14 protein-coding genes are annotated in these 17,394 nt (G+C 46.7%); 6 read left to right on the top strand and 8 right to left on the bottom strand.

Annotated features, from left to right (window positions below; translation table 11 throughout):
- Window positions 1-6: 6 nt before the first annotated feature.
- Together IWT5_RS03260 and IWT5_RS03255 are read right to left on the bottom strand one after the other, a co-directional pair.
- Complete coding sequence (locus tag IWT5_RS03260; protein WP_089108515.1) at window positions 7-678, bottom strand: methionine ABC transporter permease; 672 nt, start codon at window positions 676-678, stop codon at window positions 7-9.
- The gene (locus tag IWT5_RS03255) at window positions 678-1,742 is read right to left on the bottom strand and encodes a methionine ABC transporter ATP-binding protein (RefSeq protein WP_439959077.1); all 1,065 of its coding nucleotides are present in this window, start codon (window positions 1,740-1,742) and stop codon (window positions 678-680) included. Before IWT5_RS03255 ends, IWT5_RS03260 begins: the two co-directional genes overlap by 1 nt.
- An 835-nt stretch (window positions 1,743-2,577) precedes the next feature.
- On the opposite strand from IWT5_RS03255, the gene IWT5_RS03250 reads away from it, so the two are divergent.
- Entirely contained in the window at window positions 2,578-3,240 is a 663-nt protein-coding gene (locus IWT5_RS03250; protein WP_501193765.1) for a DUF6198 family protein, read from the top strand.
- 216 nt (window positions 3,241-3,456) lie between these two features.
- On the opposite strand, the gene IWT5_RS03245 is transcribed toward IWT5_RS03250, so the two are convergent.
- The 3 genes from IWT5_RS03245 to IWT5_RS03235 are packed head-to-tail and all read right to left on the bottom strand — an operon-like array spanning window position 3,457 to window position 6,653.
- Window positions 3,457-4,110 (bottom strand): TetR/AcrR family transcriptional regulator, encoded by a 654-nt coding sequence (locus tag IWT5_RS03245; protein WP_159459273.1) that lies wholly within the window; start codon window positions 4,108-4,110, stop codon window positions 3,457-3,459.
- A gap of 16 nt (window positions 4,111-4,126) precedes the next feature.
- Window positions 4,127-5,746: an ABC transporter permease gene (locus tag IWT5_RS03240; RefSeq protein ID WP_089108512.1), complete on the bottom strand. Its 1,620-nt coding sequence runs from the start codon at window positions 5,744-5,746 to the stop codon at window positions 4,127-4,129.
- Window positions 5,733-6,653 (bottom strand): ABC transporter ATP-binding protein, encoded by a 921-nt coding sequence (locus IWT5_RS03235; protein ID WP_089108511.1) that lies wholly within the window; start codon window positions 6,651-6,653, stop codon window positions 5,733-5,735. Before IWT5_RS03235 ends, IWT5_RS03240 begins: the two co-directional genes overlap by 14 nt.
- A gap of 183 nt (window positions 6,654-6,836) precedes the next feature.
- Between IWT5_RS03235 and IWT5_RS03230 the strand changes: the two genes are divergently transcribed.
- Both IWT5_RS03230 and IWT5_RS03225 read left to right on the top strand, forming a co-directional pair.
- Window positions 6,837-7,676, top strand: coding sequence for an aldo/keto reductase (locus IWT5_RS03230; RefSeq protein WP_089108510.1), 840 nt, complete (start codon window positions 6,837-6,839; stop codon window positions 7,674-7,676).
- A 910-nt stretch (window positions 7,677-8,586) separates the two neighbouring features.
- A complete protein-coding gene (locus tag IWT5_RS03225) occupies window positions 8,587-9,954 on the top strand; it encodes a uracil-xanthine permease family protein (RefSeq protein WP_089108509.1) in 1,368 nt (455 codons plus the stop codon).
- A gap of 33 nt (window positions 9,955-9,987) precedes the next feature.
- Here the strand turns inward: IWT5_RS03225 and IWT5_RS03220 are convergent, their stop codons facing one another.
- From IWT5_RS03220 to IWT5_RS03210, 3 genes are all read right to left on the bottom strand, one after another.
- Entirely contained in the window at window positions 9,988-10,914 is a 927-nt protein-coding gene (locus tag IWT5_RS03220; protein WP_089108508.1) for a DMT family transporter, read from the bottom strand.
- Between the two features lie 346 nt (window positions 10,915-11,260).
- Window positions 11,261-12,880, bottom strand: coding sequence for a peptide ABC transporter substrate-binding protein (locus tag IWT5_RS03215; RefSeq protein WP_225360199.1), 1,620 nt, complete (start codon window positions 12,878-12,880; stop codon window positions 11,261-11,263).
- A 338-nt stretch (window positions 12,881-13,218) separates the two neighbouring features.
- Window positions 13,219-14,385: a DUF998 domain-containing protein gene (locus IWT5_RS03210; RefSeq protein WP_225360198.1), complete on the bottom strand. Its 1,167-nt coding sequence runs from the start codon at window positions 14,383-14,385 to the stop codon at window positions 13,219-13,221.
- A 160-nt stretch (window positions 14,386-14,545) separates the two neighbouring features.
- Here IWT5_RS03210 and IWT5_RS03205 point away from each other — a divergent pair, with 160 nt between their 5' ends.
- From IWT5_RS03205 to IWT5_RS03195, 3 genes are all read left to right on the top strand, one after another.
- Window positions 14,546-16,462, top strand: coding sequence for a heavy metal translocating P-type ATPase (locus tag IWT5_RS03205; protein WP_089108506.1), 1,917 nt, complete (start codon window positions 14,546-14,548; stop codon window positions 16,460-16,462).
- A gap of 80 nt (window positions 16,463-16,542) precedes the next feature.
- Window positions 16,543-16,788: a heavy-metal-associated domain-containing protein gene (locus IWT5_RS03200; RefSeq protein WP_089108505.1), complete on the top strand. Its 246-nt coding sequence runs from the start codon at window positions 16,543-16,545 to the stop codon at window positions 16,786-16,788.
- A gap of 13 nt (window positions 16,789-16,801) precedes the next feature.
- A complete protein-coding gene (locus IWT5_RS03195; protein ID WP_089108504.1) occupies window positions 16,802-17,368 on the top strand; it encodes a ferritin-like domain-containing protein in 567 nt (188 codons plus the stop codon).
- The last annotated feature ends 26 nt before the right edge of the window (window positions 17,369-17,394 follow it).

Raw genomic sequence — 17,394 nt, 5'->3', positions numbered from 1 at the left:
CACTCCTTACTGATGTTCAACTCTTCTGACGACCCAGTCCCCAAACAGCTGGACTGCAAACACTAACACTAAAATAATAATCATGGCTGTAAACGTAATATCATTTTCGAAACGGGCGTAGCCAATGTTAATGGCCACATCCCCGAGACCACCTGAACCAATAGCACCAGCCATTGTGGTTAGCCCGATCAGACTGATAACCGTCACGATGGAGACCCGGAGAATATCGGCCAGCCCTTCGCGAAGGTAGATTCGAAAAATAATTTCCAAGGGGCTGGAGCCCATCGATTCGGCTGCTTCAATGACCCCGTGATCCACGTCCAGCAAAGCGTTTTGAATTTGCCTAGCGTAGAACGGGAAGATGCCGAAAATCAATGGTACTAGTGAAGCCGTCGTCCCAACCGTTGTCCCGATCAAGAACTTCGTCAGTGGTGAAATCACCGCCAGCAAAATGATAAACGGGATGGATCGCAGCAGGTTCACTAATTTATCAACTACTGAATAGGTCAGCTTATCTTCCAGAATGCCGCCTGGCTGAGTCACCACCAGCAACACCCCCACCAGCAGCCCCAGCACCGCTGAAACAATGGCTGACATCAACGTCATGTAGATGGTCTCCCAAGTGGCTTGAATAAACTCACCCTTCATCGCGATGACGTTTGGTATGATCGCTGTCATTAAGCCGCACCCCCTTCCAAAACATCATTCGTCAAGATTCTAGTTTTAACGCCTTCACTGCTTAATCTTTGAATTGCGGCGTTGAAAACGGCTAAATCACCTGTAATGACGGCAATCATATAGCCGACGTTTTCACCATCGATCTGATCGATATTGGCGAACAGGATGTTCACGTCGATGCCATACTTCTGTGAGAACTCTGATACAACTCCTTGCTTAGTTGAATTACCGATAAAGTTGAAGTACATCAGCTCTTGATTGTCCTTAAACTCGCTGATCTTAATCGTGCTGGTAATGCGTTCAATGGCTTCCTTCACGTTAGTCGAGGTTTCCACGAAGTCGGTGGTCAATTTTTGCTGCGGCTCCGTGAAGACTTTCGCCACGGGCCCGCGTTCAATAATTTCACCGGCATCCATGACCGCTACGTTATGACAGATACTTTTGATGACCTGCATTTCGTGGGTGATCAGTACGATGGTAAGGTCTAAATCCCGATTCAGCTGTTTGAGCAGCTCCAAAATTGATTTCGTGGTTTTCGGATCCAAGGCGCTGGTCGCTTCATCTGAAATAAGGATTTCCGGGTCACTAGCTAATGCCCTAGCAATGGCCACCCGCTGCTTTTGACCACCGGATAGCTGGCTGGGATAAGTTCCCGCGTATTCGCTGAGGCCAACCAGTCTCAGCAATTTCTCAGCTTTCGCCTGCCGGTCAGCCTTACTGATCTTGGTTCCTAGCAGCGGATATTCCACGTTACCCTGAACCGTGCGGGATTTCATCAGGTTAAAATGCTGGAAGATCATGCTGACCTTTTTACGCGCTTGCCGTAATTCAACCGGCTTTAACTTGAGGATCTCCTGGTTGTTGACGATGACTGAACCCTGAGTCGGTTGCTGCAACAGGTTGATCACCCGCACCAAGGTACTCTTACCGGCACCGGAGTAGCCGATAATACCGTAAATGTCACCGCGTTTGATCTGCAGGTCGACGTTCTTTACGGCGTCAATCTCTTGATCATGGTTTTGAAAGTTCACTGAAATATTATTTAGTTCAATTGCGTTTGTCACTGTTTCGCTCATATGTCTGTCGCTCCTTCGCTACTTCTTTAATCGGGCTCCAGCAGGCAGAGACTTGCGTGTAACGAATTCCGGTCCCAAATCCAAGTTCGGGATTTCTGCCCAGACTTCGTTACACTTCAGTCTCTAACCGCCTGCTTCCGCACCTAGGTATAAAAAAAACCGCCCCCTATTTATCTCTAAATAAAAGGACGATTTAATCGTGCTGCCACCTTAGTTCGAATACCCCTCGCGGAAATATTCCTCATCGGGTACTAACTAACGGCGGTTCAGTACTTACTGCTATCAGTGCATACCCTAACTCTATAACGGGAGTTCCCGCCACCACCTAGCCAACTGGCTCAGCAGTAGAGCGATTATCAAGACCATATTCAGCACTGCGCCGCCGTTATCTTTCACCAACCGATAACTCTCTTAAGGCCACGCAAGACTTACTCATCTTGTCGCTTGCTTCGTATTAATAACTGGTGCCTAGTATGAAACTCAAAATAACGGCTGTCAAGATTAAATGAGTATTTTTTAACCGTTATTCTCATTTTCCGTTAATTATTCTTGCTTGCAAACACCGACAACTAGGCGTTTATAGTCAATCAAAAAATATGCTAATAAAATTATCATTTGGTACTCACTTTTCACCATTTTAAAACAAGTGATTCATAAATTGATTCTATAACTCGCAGCCCGATCCTTAACAACCAATTAATTTTCACAAGTCATTAGTTCGATTCTACCAAGAAGTCTGCTGGATCAGCCTTCCTAATTAAATCGCCCCCATTACATTCTTTGCTAAATCATGCTAAACTAATCAAGAAGTGAGGCGGAGAAAGTGAAGAATACTTTGAAGGAACGGTGGATCGGCTTGATTGCCGGTCTAATTTTAAATGCTTTTGGCAATGCGCTATCCATTGCCGGCAATATGGGAAGCGGCGTTTGGTCAGCTTCCGCGGTTAACTTACATAACTGGACCGGTATTGGTCTAGGGGTTCTGCTATTTTGCATTGGTGTGATCAACGCGACGACCAACCAAGTTCTGATTCACCATTGGGATGCCAAGCGGTTCTTCGGTGAAGTCTTGTTCGTCATGTTCTTTGGGACGTTCGTACAGTACTTCGTGCGCTGGTTTGATTCCATCGGTGTGAACACCGCGCCCATCATGTGGCGCCTAGTCCTCAGCTGTACGGGTATCAGCCTGTTTTGCGTGGGCATCTCACTCTACCAGCGGGCTAACATCGTGATGCACCCTAACGATGACACCACTAACATCTTGCGGTTCATGTATCTGAAAGGGAACGCCACGGCGTCACAACTGCTGGACTTCCTGCCACCGCTGATTGTTTGTGCCATCGCTTATTTCCCAACGGGCAGAGTTGACTCCATTAATTTGGCGACCCTCTTCTCCATCCTGTTCAACGGCGTCATCATTGCTGCAGCCGACCGCTATATTTGGCCGCACCTCACGCATAACTTTAAAGCGAAAACAGCAGTATAAAATAAAGAAGCTGTGCCACAAGGCTATATTGGTCAGTATTTCAATCCATCTATTAACAAAATTCGTTAAGATTAGCCTTTGGTCCGACACTTCAATATAGCCCAATCATGCGCCAGAACTCAGATTCCGGCCATTTAACGCAAAAAAGACTAATTCCGACAAAGTTCGCCGGAATTAGTCTTTTTTGCGTTAAATTCTGTAATCTACCGAGTTCTGTCACACACTCTCAGCTTCAAAACCATGTTCCAAAATATCATACTCCGCTTGTATCTGACTGATAATCGGCTCAAAATCTTCTATCTTGGCGTCCGGATGAGCTTTCATAAAGACTTGGGCATCCGCAAACACCGCGTTGCCGATCGCCGTCAATAGCTTCTCCAAAACTGCTTTGTCCACGCCTGGCCGTAATTTCATCCGCGCCAATACTGGCTTCTCTAGTGTGGCGATCGAAGTCGTTGTTTGTTTTTGCCAAAGTTCACCGATTGCTGGCCGGATTTCCTCCGGCAACACGTTCATTTCACCAAATGACTGCACGGACAAGCGAAACTCGTCCGGATATTCCAGCTGCAACTGAATCTTATACCGAACTGCCCGTTCGATCATATCACCTAGATCCCTAGCTTCCGTCCAAACACTAAAATCGGCGCGTTTAGTCAGCAGGTCGATGACGTAAGCGACAGTCGCTAAATAGAGGTGGCCTTTGTCGCCAAAATAGCGGAAAACGATCCCTTTTGACACCTCAGCATTCTTCGCAATTTCGGCGGTTTTCGCCTGTAAATAACCGTGCTGAGCAAAAATTTTAACCGCACTGGCCATGATCCGCGCTACTTTTTCCGGATCCTTTGGGATGTCGGGATTTAATTCAAGCATATAAGTCTCCCTCCCTTTAATTTTCAACCAAATCACGTCGCTTGTATAAAGCATAACCCACTAATATTAACACAATACTCAGGAGCACTAACCAACCGGCTTGATTCCATTGAACGGTTTTTAACGGTACTTTATTGATCCAGCCAAACGGGGTCAATTTTTTAGTCCACTCTGGAAAATCGAGTAACCCGCCAAGGTAAATCGAGAGCAAAGCGTAGATGGGAATGATCCAAGCAATTTGCTGATAACGTGGCAGTAGACCAAGCACGACAGCAACCACACCGACAACAACCAACACGGCGGGGGCAAAAGCCCAAAATGACCGCATGAGCCGACCAATATCAAAGGCCTGTTTGGCTTCCTGACTCCCCAGCGCCATGCCAAACGTACCAGCGAATAAGGTGAGCAGGCCAGCAACCGTGCTGACTAAGGTGTACGCACTGAATAAGTGCCACCGGGAGACACTGCGCGCATGGACTGATTCCAGCCAGCCCTTCCGTTCATCACTGTTGAGCCGCAACATGGTGGCAATGGCGGGAACGCTGGCACCAATTGCCATGACCACGCTCATCATGGCAGCAAACTGCAAGGTAGCGGTGCGGCCCGCTGAAGCAGCCGCCGCGGGACCAATAATTTTAGCAACCATTGGACTATTTTTCATCATGTCACCAACAGTATCAAATAACGTTCCCATACTAGCCCCATACACTGCCAAGCCTACGAACCAAGCAAGCATACTGGTTCGTTCTAGCCGAAAGACTAACGTGGTTGGCCCAGCAAGCATCGCGCTCGCGTGTGCCCGTCCCGGCCGATCTGGTAACAGACCAGCGCCAAGATCACGTTCAGCGCTGATTACCAACGTCAGTCCGAGCACGATCACCGCTAAACCCACCATATATAAAATTGAGGATACACGGTTTTTACCATAAGGATCCACCTTTTCTACCCAGCCAAAAATGGTCCACCACGTGTACTTCACGTTTTGAACATCCGTCAACGCCCGCAATATATATAGCAGGCCCAACAAACCATAACTCATAGTCGTGGCGCCGCGCGCGTTACTAGCCAGCTGAGCTAAAAACAGGGTAAAGGCCCCAAACATGATCCCCACCGCAGCGAGGCCCATGCCAAACAGCCAGTCACCAGTGGCATCCGCGCCAGTCATATTGATGGCTTGCAGCGTCACAGCGGAAAGAATGCCGGCAAATAAATTGATCAGCAGCAGTTCATAAATGGTGGCTAGCAGAGGACTTTGACGGCCGACACTGTGAGCTCTGACCATTTCCAACACACCGTTATCCTCTTGCGTCCGCGTGTTACGAACCGCAAAGAAAATGTTCATGATGGCCATGAGTAACCCGGTGAACACCATCATGGTGGCCGCAAAGATAGCCGCCGTCGTATAAGGCTTCACCGCGGTGAAGGGTCCGAACAGGGCAGCCATTGATGGTGTATCAAGGGTCGTTACCAGCGAAGCGACCTGCTTGTCACTGCCGCTCAGGCCAATAATCTTACTGGCCCCGGAGCCCACCATGCTCACAATACCCAGCAGCCAAATGATAATCGCAAACTGGTCGTGACGCAGATACATCCGTGTCAGATAACCAGTTTGAGCAGTTTGATTACTTTGTGTCATCACCCTGCGCCCCCTCTGTATTGTAGTAACGGATAAAGAGATCTTCCAAGGTTGGCGGCGTGGTTTGTAAGGCCACGATTTCGCACTTAGCCAGTTCAGCCATCACCGCACCGATTTGGGCCGTATCGACAGCAAACACCGCTTTGTTTTCCAGCTGTTCATCGCGCTTGAAGCCGTGAATCCCTGGTAATGATTCAACACCTGATAGCGGCTGTTTGGTTTGAACGATCACCTGCGTTCGTGTTAGCTGCCGCATCTGATCCAGCGTCCCAGTTTCAACAATTTCACCGGCTCGAATAATGCCGATTCGATCACACATCCGTTCCACTTCGGACAGAATGTGACTTGAGAGTAAGACACTCTTGCCTAAATGTTTTAAAGCTAACACGTGCTTTTGAAAGACTTCTTCCATGAGGGGATCCAACCCGCTAGTCGGTTCATCAAAGATGTATAGATCAGCCTCCGTAGATAGTGCCGCAATCAACGCCACCTTTTGGCGATTCCCCTTCGAATACGCCCGTGATTTTTTCTTAATATCCAGCTCAAATTCTTTGATCAGCTCATCGGTTTTAGCCGTGTGCTTTTGATGATTCAGTTTGAGCAGAAAATCAATCATCTCACCACCGGTTAAGTTAGGCCACAGATAAACGTCACCTGGCACATAGGCGATCCGATTATGGATGGAAACGGCCTGCTGCCACACGTCTTCGTTAAACACGGTGGCTTGCCCGCCGCTGGCTTTTAGAATCCCCAGTAATACCCGAATCGTGGTAGATTTACCAGCCCCGTTTGGCCCAATGAAGCCAAATACCTCCCCGGCGTTCACATCAAAAGTGATGTCCTTTAATGCCTGAAACTTACCAAACGATTTCTGTAAATGATTGATGCTTACGACTGTTTGTGTCATCGTTGTCCCCTCCTTATCAGTGACTCTCAATATGGGCTGCTTTTAATTTCACACAGAGTATATCCCCTATTGACCAGTAAGTCAATGACTAGCGGGTCAATATAAAATATAACGGTTAATGTTTGACTTAGAGCAAACTCTAACCCTTATAATAAAGGCAATATCATGAAGGAGGATCAGTTAATGACAATTCCAAACGTCTTACTAAATGATGGTCACCAGCTGCCAATGTTGGGACTAGGAACGTATCAAATTCGCGGTGCCCAAGGTTTCGACCAAATCCTGTCGGCCATTCACGATGGTTACCGGTCACTGGACAGTGCCACGAATTATGACAATGAAGGGATCGTGGGTAAAGCCATTCGCCAAAGTGGTATCCCTCGCAGCCAATTCTTTGTGACTTCTAAATTACCTGGCAAGTATCACCGGTATGATGACGCGCTGAACGCCATTACCGAATCATTGGCCCGGATGGGATTAGACTACTTCGACATGTTCTTAATTCACTGGCCATTGCCTAAGCGTGATCACTACGTGGAGGCTTGGCGGGCTATGATTACCGCGCAAAAGCTTGGTTTAATTCATACGATTGGCGTGTCCAACTTCATGCCTGAACACTTGGATCGTTTGATCAACGAAACCGGTGTTACTCCTGCTGTGAACCAAATTGAGATTCATCCGTACTGGATCAACGAAGCGAACTTACAGGCTGATAAAGAACGGGGAATCGCCACCGAAGCATGGAGTCCGCTGGGCCGTGGCAGCAACTCGCTAAAGGAACCGATTATTCAAAAGTTGGCCAAAAAGTACGATAAGAATACGGGACAAATTATTTTACGCTGGCACACGCAACGGGGTGTCGTCCCCATTCCTAAGTCCAGCAGTCTGATTCATCAACGGCAAAACCTGGATATTTTCGATTTTAAGCTAACGGATACTGAAATTCAGGCCATCAATTTCTTGGATAAACCAGATGGCAGAACCGAAAGCCAAGACCCGAATGAGTACGAGGAGTTCGATTAATTTCAATTTTAAGATTGGCTACAAACACCGCTGTTAAGCGATTTACGCAAGGTGTTGACATTTCGCAAATATCATTGTATTATAGCCACAATCAAAAAAGGGGGTGATGCTTTGAGTTACGGAATAAGTCTTAAAGCATCAGCTACGGAGACTTCAGTTAACTAGCTGATACTTAAGAGAGGGTCCCACGAAATCTATTCGTGGGGCTTTTTTGTGTAGTGTGCGAAGCAACTCGGTAGGCTCCAGAATATAAGCAACAAAAAAATGGGTATTCCTGCACTTGGAATACCTGTTTTTTTGTTGCTTATATGGCCGGAGCCTGAGTTGCTGAGCACGATTCGGCTATGTAGACCAATAATTAGATTTCAATGAGGATTTTCTATAATCTAATTTGAATAATCATTCATCCAGCGATTATTTATCATCCAACTGCATACTGGCCAAATCCTTACTAGCAGTAACGAAACCGGTAACAATCTTTTTGCCAACCTGCATATTGTCATGCCCCACATTAAAGTTTAAATAGTTCGTAAAATTCCATTGAAACGCCGGTCTGAAGTGCCTATAATAACTGACAAGACATTGAGACGAATAATGCGAACCGTTTAATATACAACATTCGTTCTTTTTCAACGTTTTTTGAAAACTAAATCGTAAAGTGAGGTGGTTACATTTGTCGCAAACTTAGCGAAGTATTGACTAGGTATGGTGTAACAGCCACTACCTAAATGCCAAGGAGGAAAATCATACTTGGCTACTTAGCCGCCTTAAAACTGGTTTCACTGCCCACCCTCTATTCCACCTGACAGTGTTGCCAATCTTTGACATAACCGATATATCAAACGACTAAGCAGACGGTTGATGATGTTCAAGGAACTCAAGTCAATTCAAAGGGAGAATAACCAATATTATGGATCGCAAACAAAATGGCTTATTGTACGGCCCAGAAGATAAAGTACCCTACACGCAGGCTGGCTTCTTAGGTTTGCAGCACGTGCTTGCAATGGACGTGTACGTGGCACCCATTATCATGGCCGGTTTATTATCGATGTCCGTGGCTCAAAAGAGCGGCTTTTTACAGGCAGCCTTCATCGCCTGTGGGCTGGGAACTATTCTACAAACTCGGTTCTTTCTAAAATTGCCCGTTTCACAGGGGCCATCCTTCGTTCCTGTCGGCGCCGTTGCTGGGATTTATCTGGCAAATGGCGGTGCGCACGGTGGGATGGCGACCGTTTTAGGGTCGTTAGTTGTGGGATCATTTTTACTGATTGCATTAGGCGTAACTGGTGTCTTTCAGAAAGTCATCTCTAAGTTAGTCCCCGCCATCGTTGGCGGTACGATTATCACTTGTGTGGGCTTATCGCTGTTACCAGGCGCTTTAAACGACAATATCTTTGATGCCCCAGGCAATATTAATGCCAACATGACCATTGCCGCAGCAACGGGGATTACCATGCTGATCGCAATTATTTTAAGTACCAAGGTACCGCAGTTAAGGAAGGCTTTGAAGGTCAGTTCAATCATCATTGCACTGATCATCGGTTCTACAGTGGCCACCTTAATGGGCCGCTTCGATTGGTCAACTGTTAAAGCCGCACCATGGTTTAGCTTGCCTCAATTTACGTCGGTCCACTATGGTATGCATTTTTCACTTCCCGCTATTTTAACGTTTGTTGTCATTTACTTAGTGCTAACAACTGAAACGACTGGTACTTGGTTTGCTATGAGTGCCGTTACGGGTGAAAAGATCACTAAGAAACAATGGAACATGGGGATCATTGGTGAAGGACTCAGCTGCCTGCTCGCAGCGCTACTGGGTGCCACCCCGATGACCGGCTATTCAACCAACGCTGGTGTGGTTTCCGTTACTGGTGTTGCCAGCAAACGGGTCTTCATCTCAGCTGGCTTCTGGTTCATCATCCTCGGTTTCTGCGGCAAGCTGTCAGCGTTCTTCGCGGCGGTCCCTGCTCCAGTCATCGGCGGTGTTTATTCCATTATCTGTGTCATTATTATGCTGAATGGCCTTAACGTGGTTCGTTACTTAAAGACTGGCGAAAGTGCCATTTATATCATTGGCGTGCCAATCGTCTTAACCATGGCGATGGTCTTATTACCATCCAAGGTCACCAGTGAAGCACCGCAAATGCTGCAATATCTGCTCGGGTCACCGATTACGATTGCTGCCATTAGCGCGATCATTTTAAATCTATTAATGTCAAAAAGACAAACGGTGCCAGCCAAGCATTCTGAAGCTGCACAAGCTCCAACTGGCCGGTAACCGTGGACTAAAAACGTCAAAAGCGCCTCACCTTTATTGGTGGGACGCTTTTTTGATTGCTTGCCGGGGTCGTCGAACGGCGAACGCCTGCAAGAAGGCAGTGGCTAAAATCATGGCACCGCCTAACATTTCGGGCAAACCAAACGCAGTATGTAAAATGATAATGGATAGGAAGGTTGCCGTTAGGGGTTCAAAAGAACTTAACATCCCCGTAGTGGTTGGCCGAATGTAATTTAAACTCGTCAGATACAGCAAATAAGCAAACATGGTCCCGAAAGTTGCCACGAATAACACCGCGGACCATTCCAGAACATCTAGCCTTGGTATCGGCGTGGTGACAATGTGCGGCATGAAAACTAAACTGCCGATCAGCATCGCCCAACCGGTGATGATCTTAGGATCATACTTTTTGAGCAATCGAATGGGAATCAGCGTGTATAGCGCTTGACCCACCCCAGCCATGACTCCCCAGAACACTGCAGCTGGTGCGAGTTGCAAACTGTCAAACCGGCCTTTAGTCACCAGCAAATAGGTGCCCAGCAGTGCGATCAACATGGAGATAACATCAATTCGCCGTGGCAGTCGCCAATGTCGCAACGCAAGGTAGATGATAATGAAAACTGGGCCAAGGAATTGCAAAATCGTTGCCGTTGGTGCATTGCCATATTTGACCGCCATAAAATAGGAGAACTGCGACGGAATCATCCCGAATAACGCGAACACAATCAGTAACAGCCAATCCGAACGGTCCCGCCAAATTGAAATCAGTGCGCGAAAATTACTGAAAGCTCCCCAGATGACGAGTAAAACGCCAGCAATCGCTAACCTGACACCGACTAGCCAGCCTGGTTCAACTGCTTGATGAGAAAATAAGTATTGTGCACCAACACCGGACATCCCCCACAACGTAGTGCCGGCAATGACAAAAGTTAACCCCTTATGCTTATCGGTCACATTCATTGACCCTCTTCCTCAGATTAAAAGTTACTGAATATTATCTTAGAGAAGTTGGGGGCTAATGTAAATAGGTGGGGCATTTAATCTGCGGAGAAGTGTTTGGTAGATTGGGGGGTCCGTGCTTTGCTGTTATCTAGCCTTAACGTGCTCACTAAGGCAGAGACCTGCATAGAAGAAGCTCCCACCACAAATCCAAGTTCGGGGGCTTTGCGCTTTGCTGTTATCTAGACTAAACGTGCTCCTCAAGGCAGAGACCTATGCGTAAGGGGACCCCACCACAAATCCAAGTTCGGGATTTATGGTGGGGTCCCCTTACGCGCCGGTCTCTAGACGCCTTGATCCGCACTCTCTACTTCGCACTTCTCGTATAATCCGCAAACCCCGCAACATGATATTCCACGCCGCTCAGTTTGGGATTCACTAAGTGGGATTCTTTAACGTAATACAGTGGGATGATGCCCGTTTGACTCTGCACCCGCTCCTCCGCCTGACGGAGATACTTCCAGTAACTTGCTTGAGTGGAGGCAGTTTTTGCTTTATTGACTAAATTATCGTAAGTTTTGTCGTTATAGTGCCCCGGATTCATTGCATTTCCGGAAGTCAAAATTCCCAGATAGTTGATTGGATCCGCGAAGTCCGCCAGCCAGTACCACTGACTCATCGTGAACTTTCCATTGGTTTTGCGATCTGCAAAGCCCTTATCTGGCAAATTATTAATATCGACCTTGGCACCTTTGAGATTCTCCTCAATCTGGCTTTGAACAAATTGCGCCACGTTCTTGGTCACATCCTGATCATCGCCAATAATCGACATTTTGACAGTGCCGTTAGCACCCGTTTCTCTCAAGCCTTCAGTCCATAACTGCTGGGATTTTTTCACGTTTGGCTTATAAGTTGTGCTGGTCTCCTTGCTGAAATCACGACCAGTCGTCGGGTCAGTTGCCGTTCCCGGACTCACGAAACTGCTGGCTGGTGTTGAGCCATCGGCTAATACCTTAGTAGCCAGTTGCTGCTTATCGATCACTAATGAAATAGCCTCACGCAGTTTCTGGTTGGCCATTGGCTGTCCGTTACGCTGGTTAAGCTGTAAATAGTACGTCCAGGCCTTCGGTACACGTTTGAGATTCTTATTCTTCTGCAAACTCTTAGCCGTAACACCTGAAATCGTGGCATCATCCAGCTTACCACTGGTAAACAGATTGTGCGCCGTATTGGCATCTTTTACCGTTTGATACTTAATCTCATCCAACTTGATGGCCTTTTGATCCCAGTAATGAGAATTCCTCTTCAGCGTATATTGAGAATTAGTCCCAGTCCAGCCAGTAATCTTAAAGGCCCCGTTAGACACCGTATTCTTAGCAGAGGTGCCGTATGCCTTGGTACCGACTTTCTCCACAAACTTCTTATCTTGCGGCATGAAAACTGGCATGGCAACTAACTTATTGAAATAAGCCATTGGATGATCCAGCGTAATGGTCAACGTTTTGTCACCAGTCGCTTTGATCCCCAATGTTTGATAAGACTTCTTACCCGCAATTATCGCATCCGCGTTCTTAATACCACTAAAGACATAGGTATAAACCGGATTATTTTTCGGGTTTAATGACCGCTTCCATGAATACTCGAAATCCGCAGCAGTAACGGGATCACCGTTACTCCATTTGGCATTTTTACGAATTTGGAACGTGTACTTAGTGCCATTATCCGTTGGCTTCTCAAGCTTAGTCGCCATCGCAGGCACCGGCTGATCCTTGGCATTCAACCGGTACAAGCCTTCGGAAATATTCGTTAGGGTATTGAATTCAGGCATCGTGGCCTGATTCGTATTATCCAGACTCGTTAAATCTGAAGTCTGCATCAGCGAAATACTCTTTTGACTCCCCTGACTACTGCTGTTGCCGCAGCCAGCTAACACAATTGCGGTCACCAAAGCAAAGGTGCCCAGCAACCACCTAGATCTATTCTTCAATTGAATCCCCTCATTTCTTAAGGCATTCGGTTCGACTGCTCTTATAGTACGTAATTTGGGGGTAAATTGCTAGAAGAACGTTTATTAAATCATCACTTTTTAGTGTGTGCCTTGCTGTTACCTAGCCTAAACGTGCTCACCAAGGCAGAGACCTGCACAGAACAAGCCCCCGCCATAAATCCAAGTTCAGGATTTTGCGCCTTGCTGTTACCTAGCCTAAACGTGCTCACCAAGGCAGAGACCTGCATATAACAGCGCCCCACCACAAATCCAGGTTCGGGATTTATGGTGGGGCGCTGTTATACTCCGGTCTCTAAACGCCTTGGTTCACACTCTCTCTAATCGCCTTGATCCGCACTCTTTACCTTCACATAAAACACCCTCGTCCCCCGATCAATCAGTTCCTGCAAGAATTGCAGCAGCAAAATGACCCAGCCAAAGGCTAAGGTGAAACCAATAATTTCGTAGGCAGTCAACGACAAATAACCTACTACTTTAAACAGGACTTCAGCAACCACTAAAATCAGGCCCACTGCATACGACATCTGTAAAAACGCGCTTGGAATCTTTGGCAGCAGCCAGCGAATGCCTACTATTAAAGCAATGATGAAGTACACCAAAAACGAAGCCAGCCGATCATGGATTACGTGTGATGCCGCGTTATTCGGGAAGAAGCCTACCGCACCCAGGTCAACAGCCATCGCCGTTAGCAATACCCGCAAAATCAGTAAGCGTGGCGAACGCGGGTAAATGGCATTTAATGAAACGAAGATATAGTCGACCAACGCTATCAAGATCAAAGCTGAAAACATCAACGTAATATTAAACTGCCAGCTATTGCTAGCTAAATCAGTTCCCAAAAAGCTGAGATTATACTGCCACCATCTATGAGTACTGTTCGTTGCCATTGCAATCACCGCGCCGCTAATGATCACCAGCGTGAAGAGTTGGACCAGTGTCCGCGAGGAAATCGAGAAAGCGGCGTAAATCATCAGATAATTGATCATACTCTCAAAAATAAAGAAAATAATGGTGGACGTTAGGCGATCAAACGTTGCGCCGGTAAAGATCGTTCCTAAAAGCCAAAAAACACCTAGCAGTGCTAAGCCTAGAATAACCGCGAAGGAAAGGATCACTACTGGGAAATTCCGCCAGTAAATATTGGCCGAAAAGGTATTGGTTTGATTGCGCCGTTCGCGAATGAAGAAAACGGCGAACAGCAGCGTCCCAATCACAACCCCACCCAAGATCACAGTGGTCCCCAACGAGGTATTCCCACTCAATGGGATTTGATTCTTATTTTTCATCGCAAAAAAGAGGTTAAAGGCAAGCGCACTGATGACTGCGGGTGCTAGATACCACCACAGCGATATTTGCTGAAACAACGACATCTCACTGGCCTTAGTGGTCAATAATGCATCATTATTGCGCAGCTCTATTTTGACGCTATCAGCACCTTTGACTTGAAGCTGTTCCACTACCTTATCTGGTAACTCAATTTTCATATTCATTCTCCCAAAGTTTATTATCTTCATTCATTTTGGGATAATTCGGAATAATTGGCAAGTTCTTTTAATTTTTTTACCGAACTTGACCTCTGTCAATTAACGCTAGGCCAATTCGCTCTAAACTATAGATAATCAAATGATTAAAGGAGCGATCGATATGAAGTTTCAACGGTATATTCAAAAACACCAAAATCAAATCACACTAGCCAGTGCCATTCTGATAGCACTTGGTTTTGCAGGTAAGTATCTCCTAAACTCAACGGTGGTTTACGACTGGGCGTTTATCTTAGCCTCAATCATTGCAGCCGTACCAATTATGATTCATGCTTACCAGTCACTTCGCGTAAAGGTGATCAGCATTGAACTGCTTGTCAGCATCGCGGTCGTCGGTGCATTCATCATTGGTGAATATAACGAATCTGCTATCGTGACCTTCCTCTTCTTATTCGGGAGTTACCTCGAGCAGCGGACCTTATCCAAGACCCGTGAATCCATCAAGTCATTAACGCAAATGGCACCTGAAACGGCCGTTATCCTCCATGAAGATGGCACCCAAGAAGAAGTCGATATCGATGACGTTGACGAAGGCGACCACATCATGGTGAAGACCGGTGCATCCGTTCCAGTCGATGGTAAAGTTGTTTCCGGCTCAGGTTATTTGGACGAATCCGTCATCACCGGTGAATCTAAGGCAGTTGCCAAAACCACTGGCGACTCAGTCTTCTCTGGCTCAATCTTAGGCAACGGGACGTTGACCGTTGAAGCCACTAAAGTTGGTGAAGACACAACGTTCGGTAAAATTATTGAATTGGTTGAAGACGCTCAGGATGCCAAATCCCCTGCTGAATCCTTCATTGATAAATTCGCACAGTACTACACGCCAGCCGTTTTAATTATTGCAACCTTGGTTTACATCTTCACCCGTGATTTTCCAACTGCCATCACCGTTCTAGTGCTTGGCTGCCCTGGTGCCCTGGTTATCGGTGCTCCCGTTTCTAACGTGGCTGGTATCGGTAACGGTGCCAAGCGCGGCATCCTGCTTAAAGGTGGTGCCGTCATGGACGATTTCGCTAAAGTTGATACCTTTGTTTTCGATAAAACCGGTACGTTGACCCTTGGTAACACCGCCGTTTCTGCTGTTAAGAACTACGCCGATGATTCTAATGAAGCATTAGCATTGGTTGCCCGGGCTGAACGGTTATCCGATCACCCACTGGGCAAAGCGATTACCGATTACGCAACGCATGAAAAAGTTTCTTTTGAGCAATTAGACGTCGCTGACAACGACACGGTTAAAGGTCAAGGCCTCACCGCTACCATCGATGATCACCACGTACTTGTTGGTAACCTGAAGATGATGAACGCTAACAACATTGCTTTGACCGACACGCAAAAAGCTGATTTAACAGACGTTCAGCACACTGGTAGTTCAGTGGTGATGGTTGCTGTGGACGGCGCATTGAAATTAATCCTCGGTGTATCCGACACCATCCGTCCAGGTATCAAAGCACAGTTACAGGCATTGCGTGATCACGGTGCTAAGCACTTAGTCATGTTAACTGGTGATAACAAGATCACCGCTCAATACGTTGCTGAACAAATCGGCCTCGACGAAGTTCACGCCGAACTCTTACCAGAAGAAAAAGTTGAATACATTAAGAAGTTCAAAGATCAAGGCCGTACCGTTGCCTTCGTTGGTGATGGCATCAACGATAGCCCAGCAATTGCCACCGCTCAAATCGGTATCGCAATGGGCAGCGGGACTGACGTTGCCATCGAAACTTCTGACGTTGTCCTCATGCAGTCCAGTTTTGAAGCGTTAGTTCACGCTTACTCACTATCTAAGAAGACCGTTATTAACACGAAGGAAAATATCGCCATTGCTATTGGCGTCGTTATCTTCCTGCTGATTGGTTTGATTCTCGGCTTCATTTACATGGCCAGTGGGATGTTCGTCCACGAAGCAAGTATCTTAGTCGTTATCTTCAACGCAATGCGTCTGATCAGCTACGGCAAGATGCCCACTCAAGCACAACAAGCGGCAACTCAAAAAACTTCCGCTCACTTGATTTAGATCAATTTCAAATCCAGATAAAGCGACTAAACTATAGATAATCAAAGCAAACAAGAATAACTCAAAAGGAGATCATTATTATGACAAACAAACGTGCGATTTTACAATTAGATGGTTTGACCTGCCCATCATGCATGACCAAGATTGAAAGTGCTCTGGCACATCAACCAGGTGTTGAAAAGGTTAAGGTATTGTTCAACGCCAGCAAAGCTAAAGCCGACTTCGACGACAGCAAGGTCTCCGCTGAAGAGTTAGGCCAAGTGGTTGATAAGTTAGGTTACGAAGTTAAGAAGATCAAAGTTAAAGACGAAGTAGCAGCCAACTAGGAGGAATAACGATATGACGACAGATGTTAAAGATTTAGTAGAAGAAAAGTACCAAGCTGAAGTTAAGCAAGCTGACATAGATCACCACACCCCAACCGCGGGTGCTATGACCGGCCACATCGTTGCCAACTTACGCATCTTGGATGTGAAACTTCACCAAGCAAAATGGTTCATGAAGGGCTTTGAGGCTGCTGCTGTTCGCCCATTGTATGACGACTTGATCGATCAAGCCCGCAAAGATTATGACATGGTTGCTGAAGCCCTCTTAGACGAAAACGAGCTGCCACCTTCGACAACTGAAGAATACAGCAACTACAAGATGCTGGACGAAGACGGCCGTAACAAGTACCTCACCACTTCCGAAATGGTCGACATTACCGCTCACGATTACAACACTGAGAACTTATTCGTAACCCGGGCCATCAAGTTAGCCGAAAAGGAAGACCGGCCAGCACTAGCTGCTACGTTAACCACCCTATTAAAGCAAAACAACCACGCCATTCAACAGTTGCAAGCTCTCTTAGGCAAGACGGCCTGGGAAGGCTTAGTTGAAGAAGACGATGATGATGACGATGACTAAAAAAAGCCGATTAAATTAAATGGCTG

Origin of the sequence: Secundilactobacillus mixtipabuli (genome assembly GCF_002217925.1) — a bacterium.
GTDB lineage: Bacteria > Bacillota > Bacilli > Lactobacillales > Lactobacillaceae > Secundilactobacillus > Secundilactobacillus mixtipabuli.
Note: the sequence above shows the minus strand (reverse complement) of the source record. Positions and strands in the feature narration are given on the sequence as shown.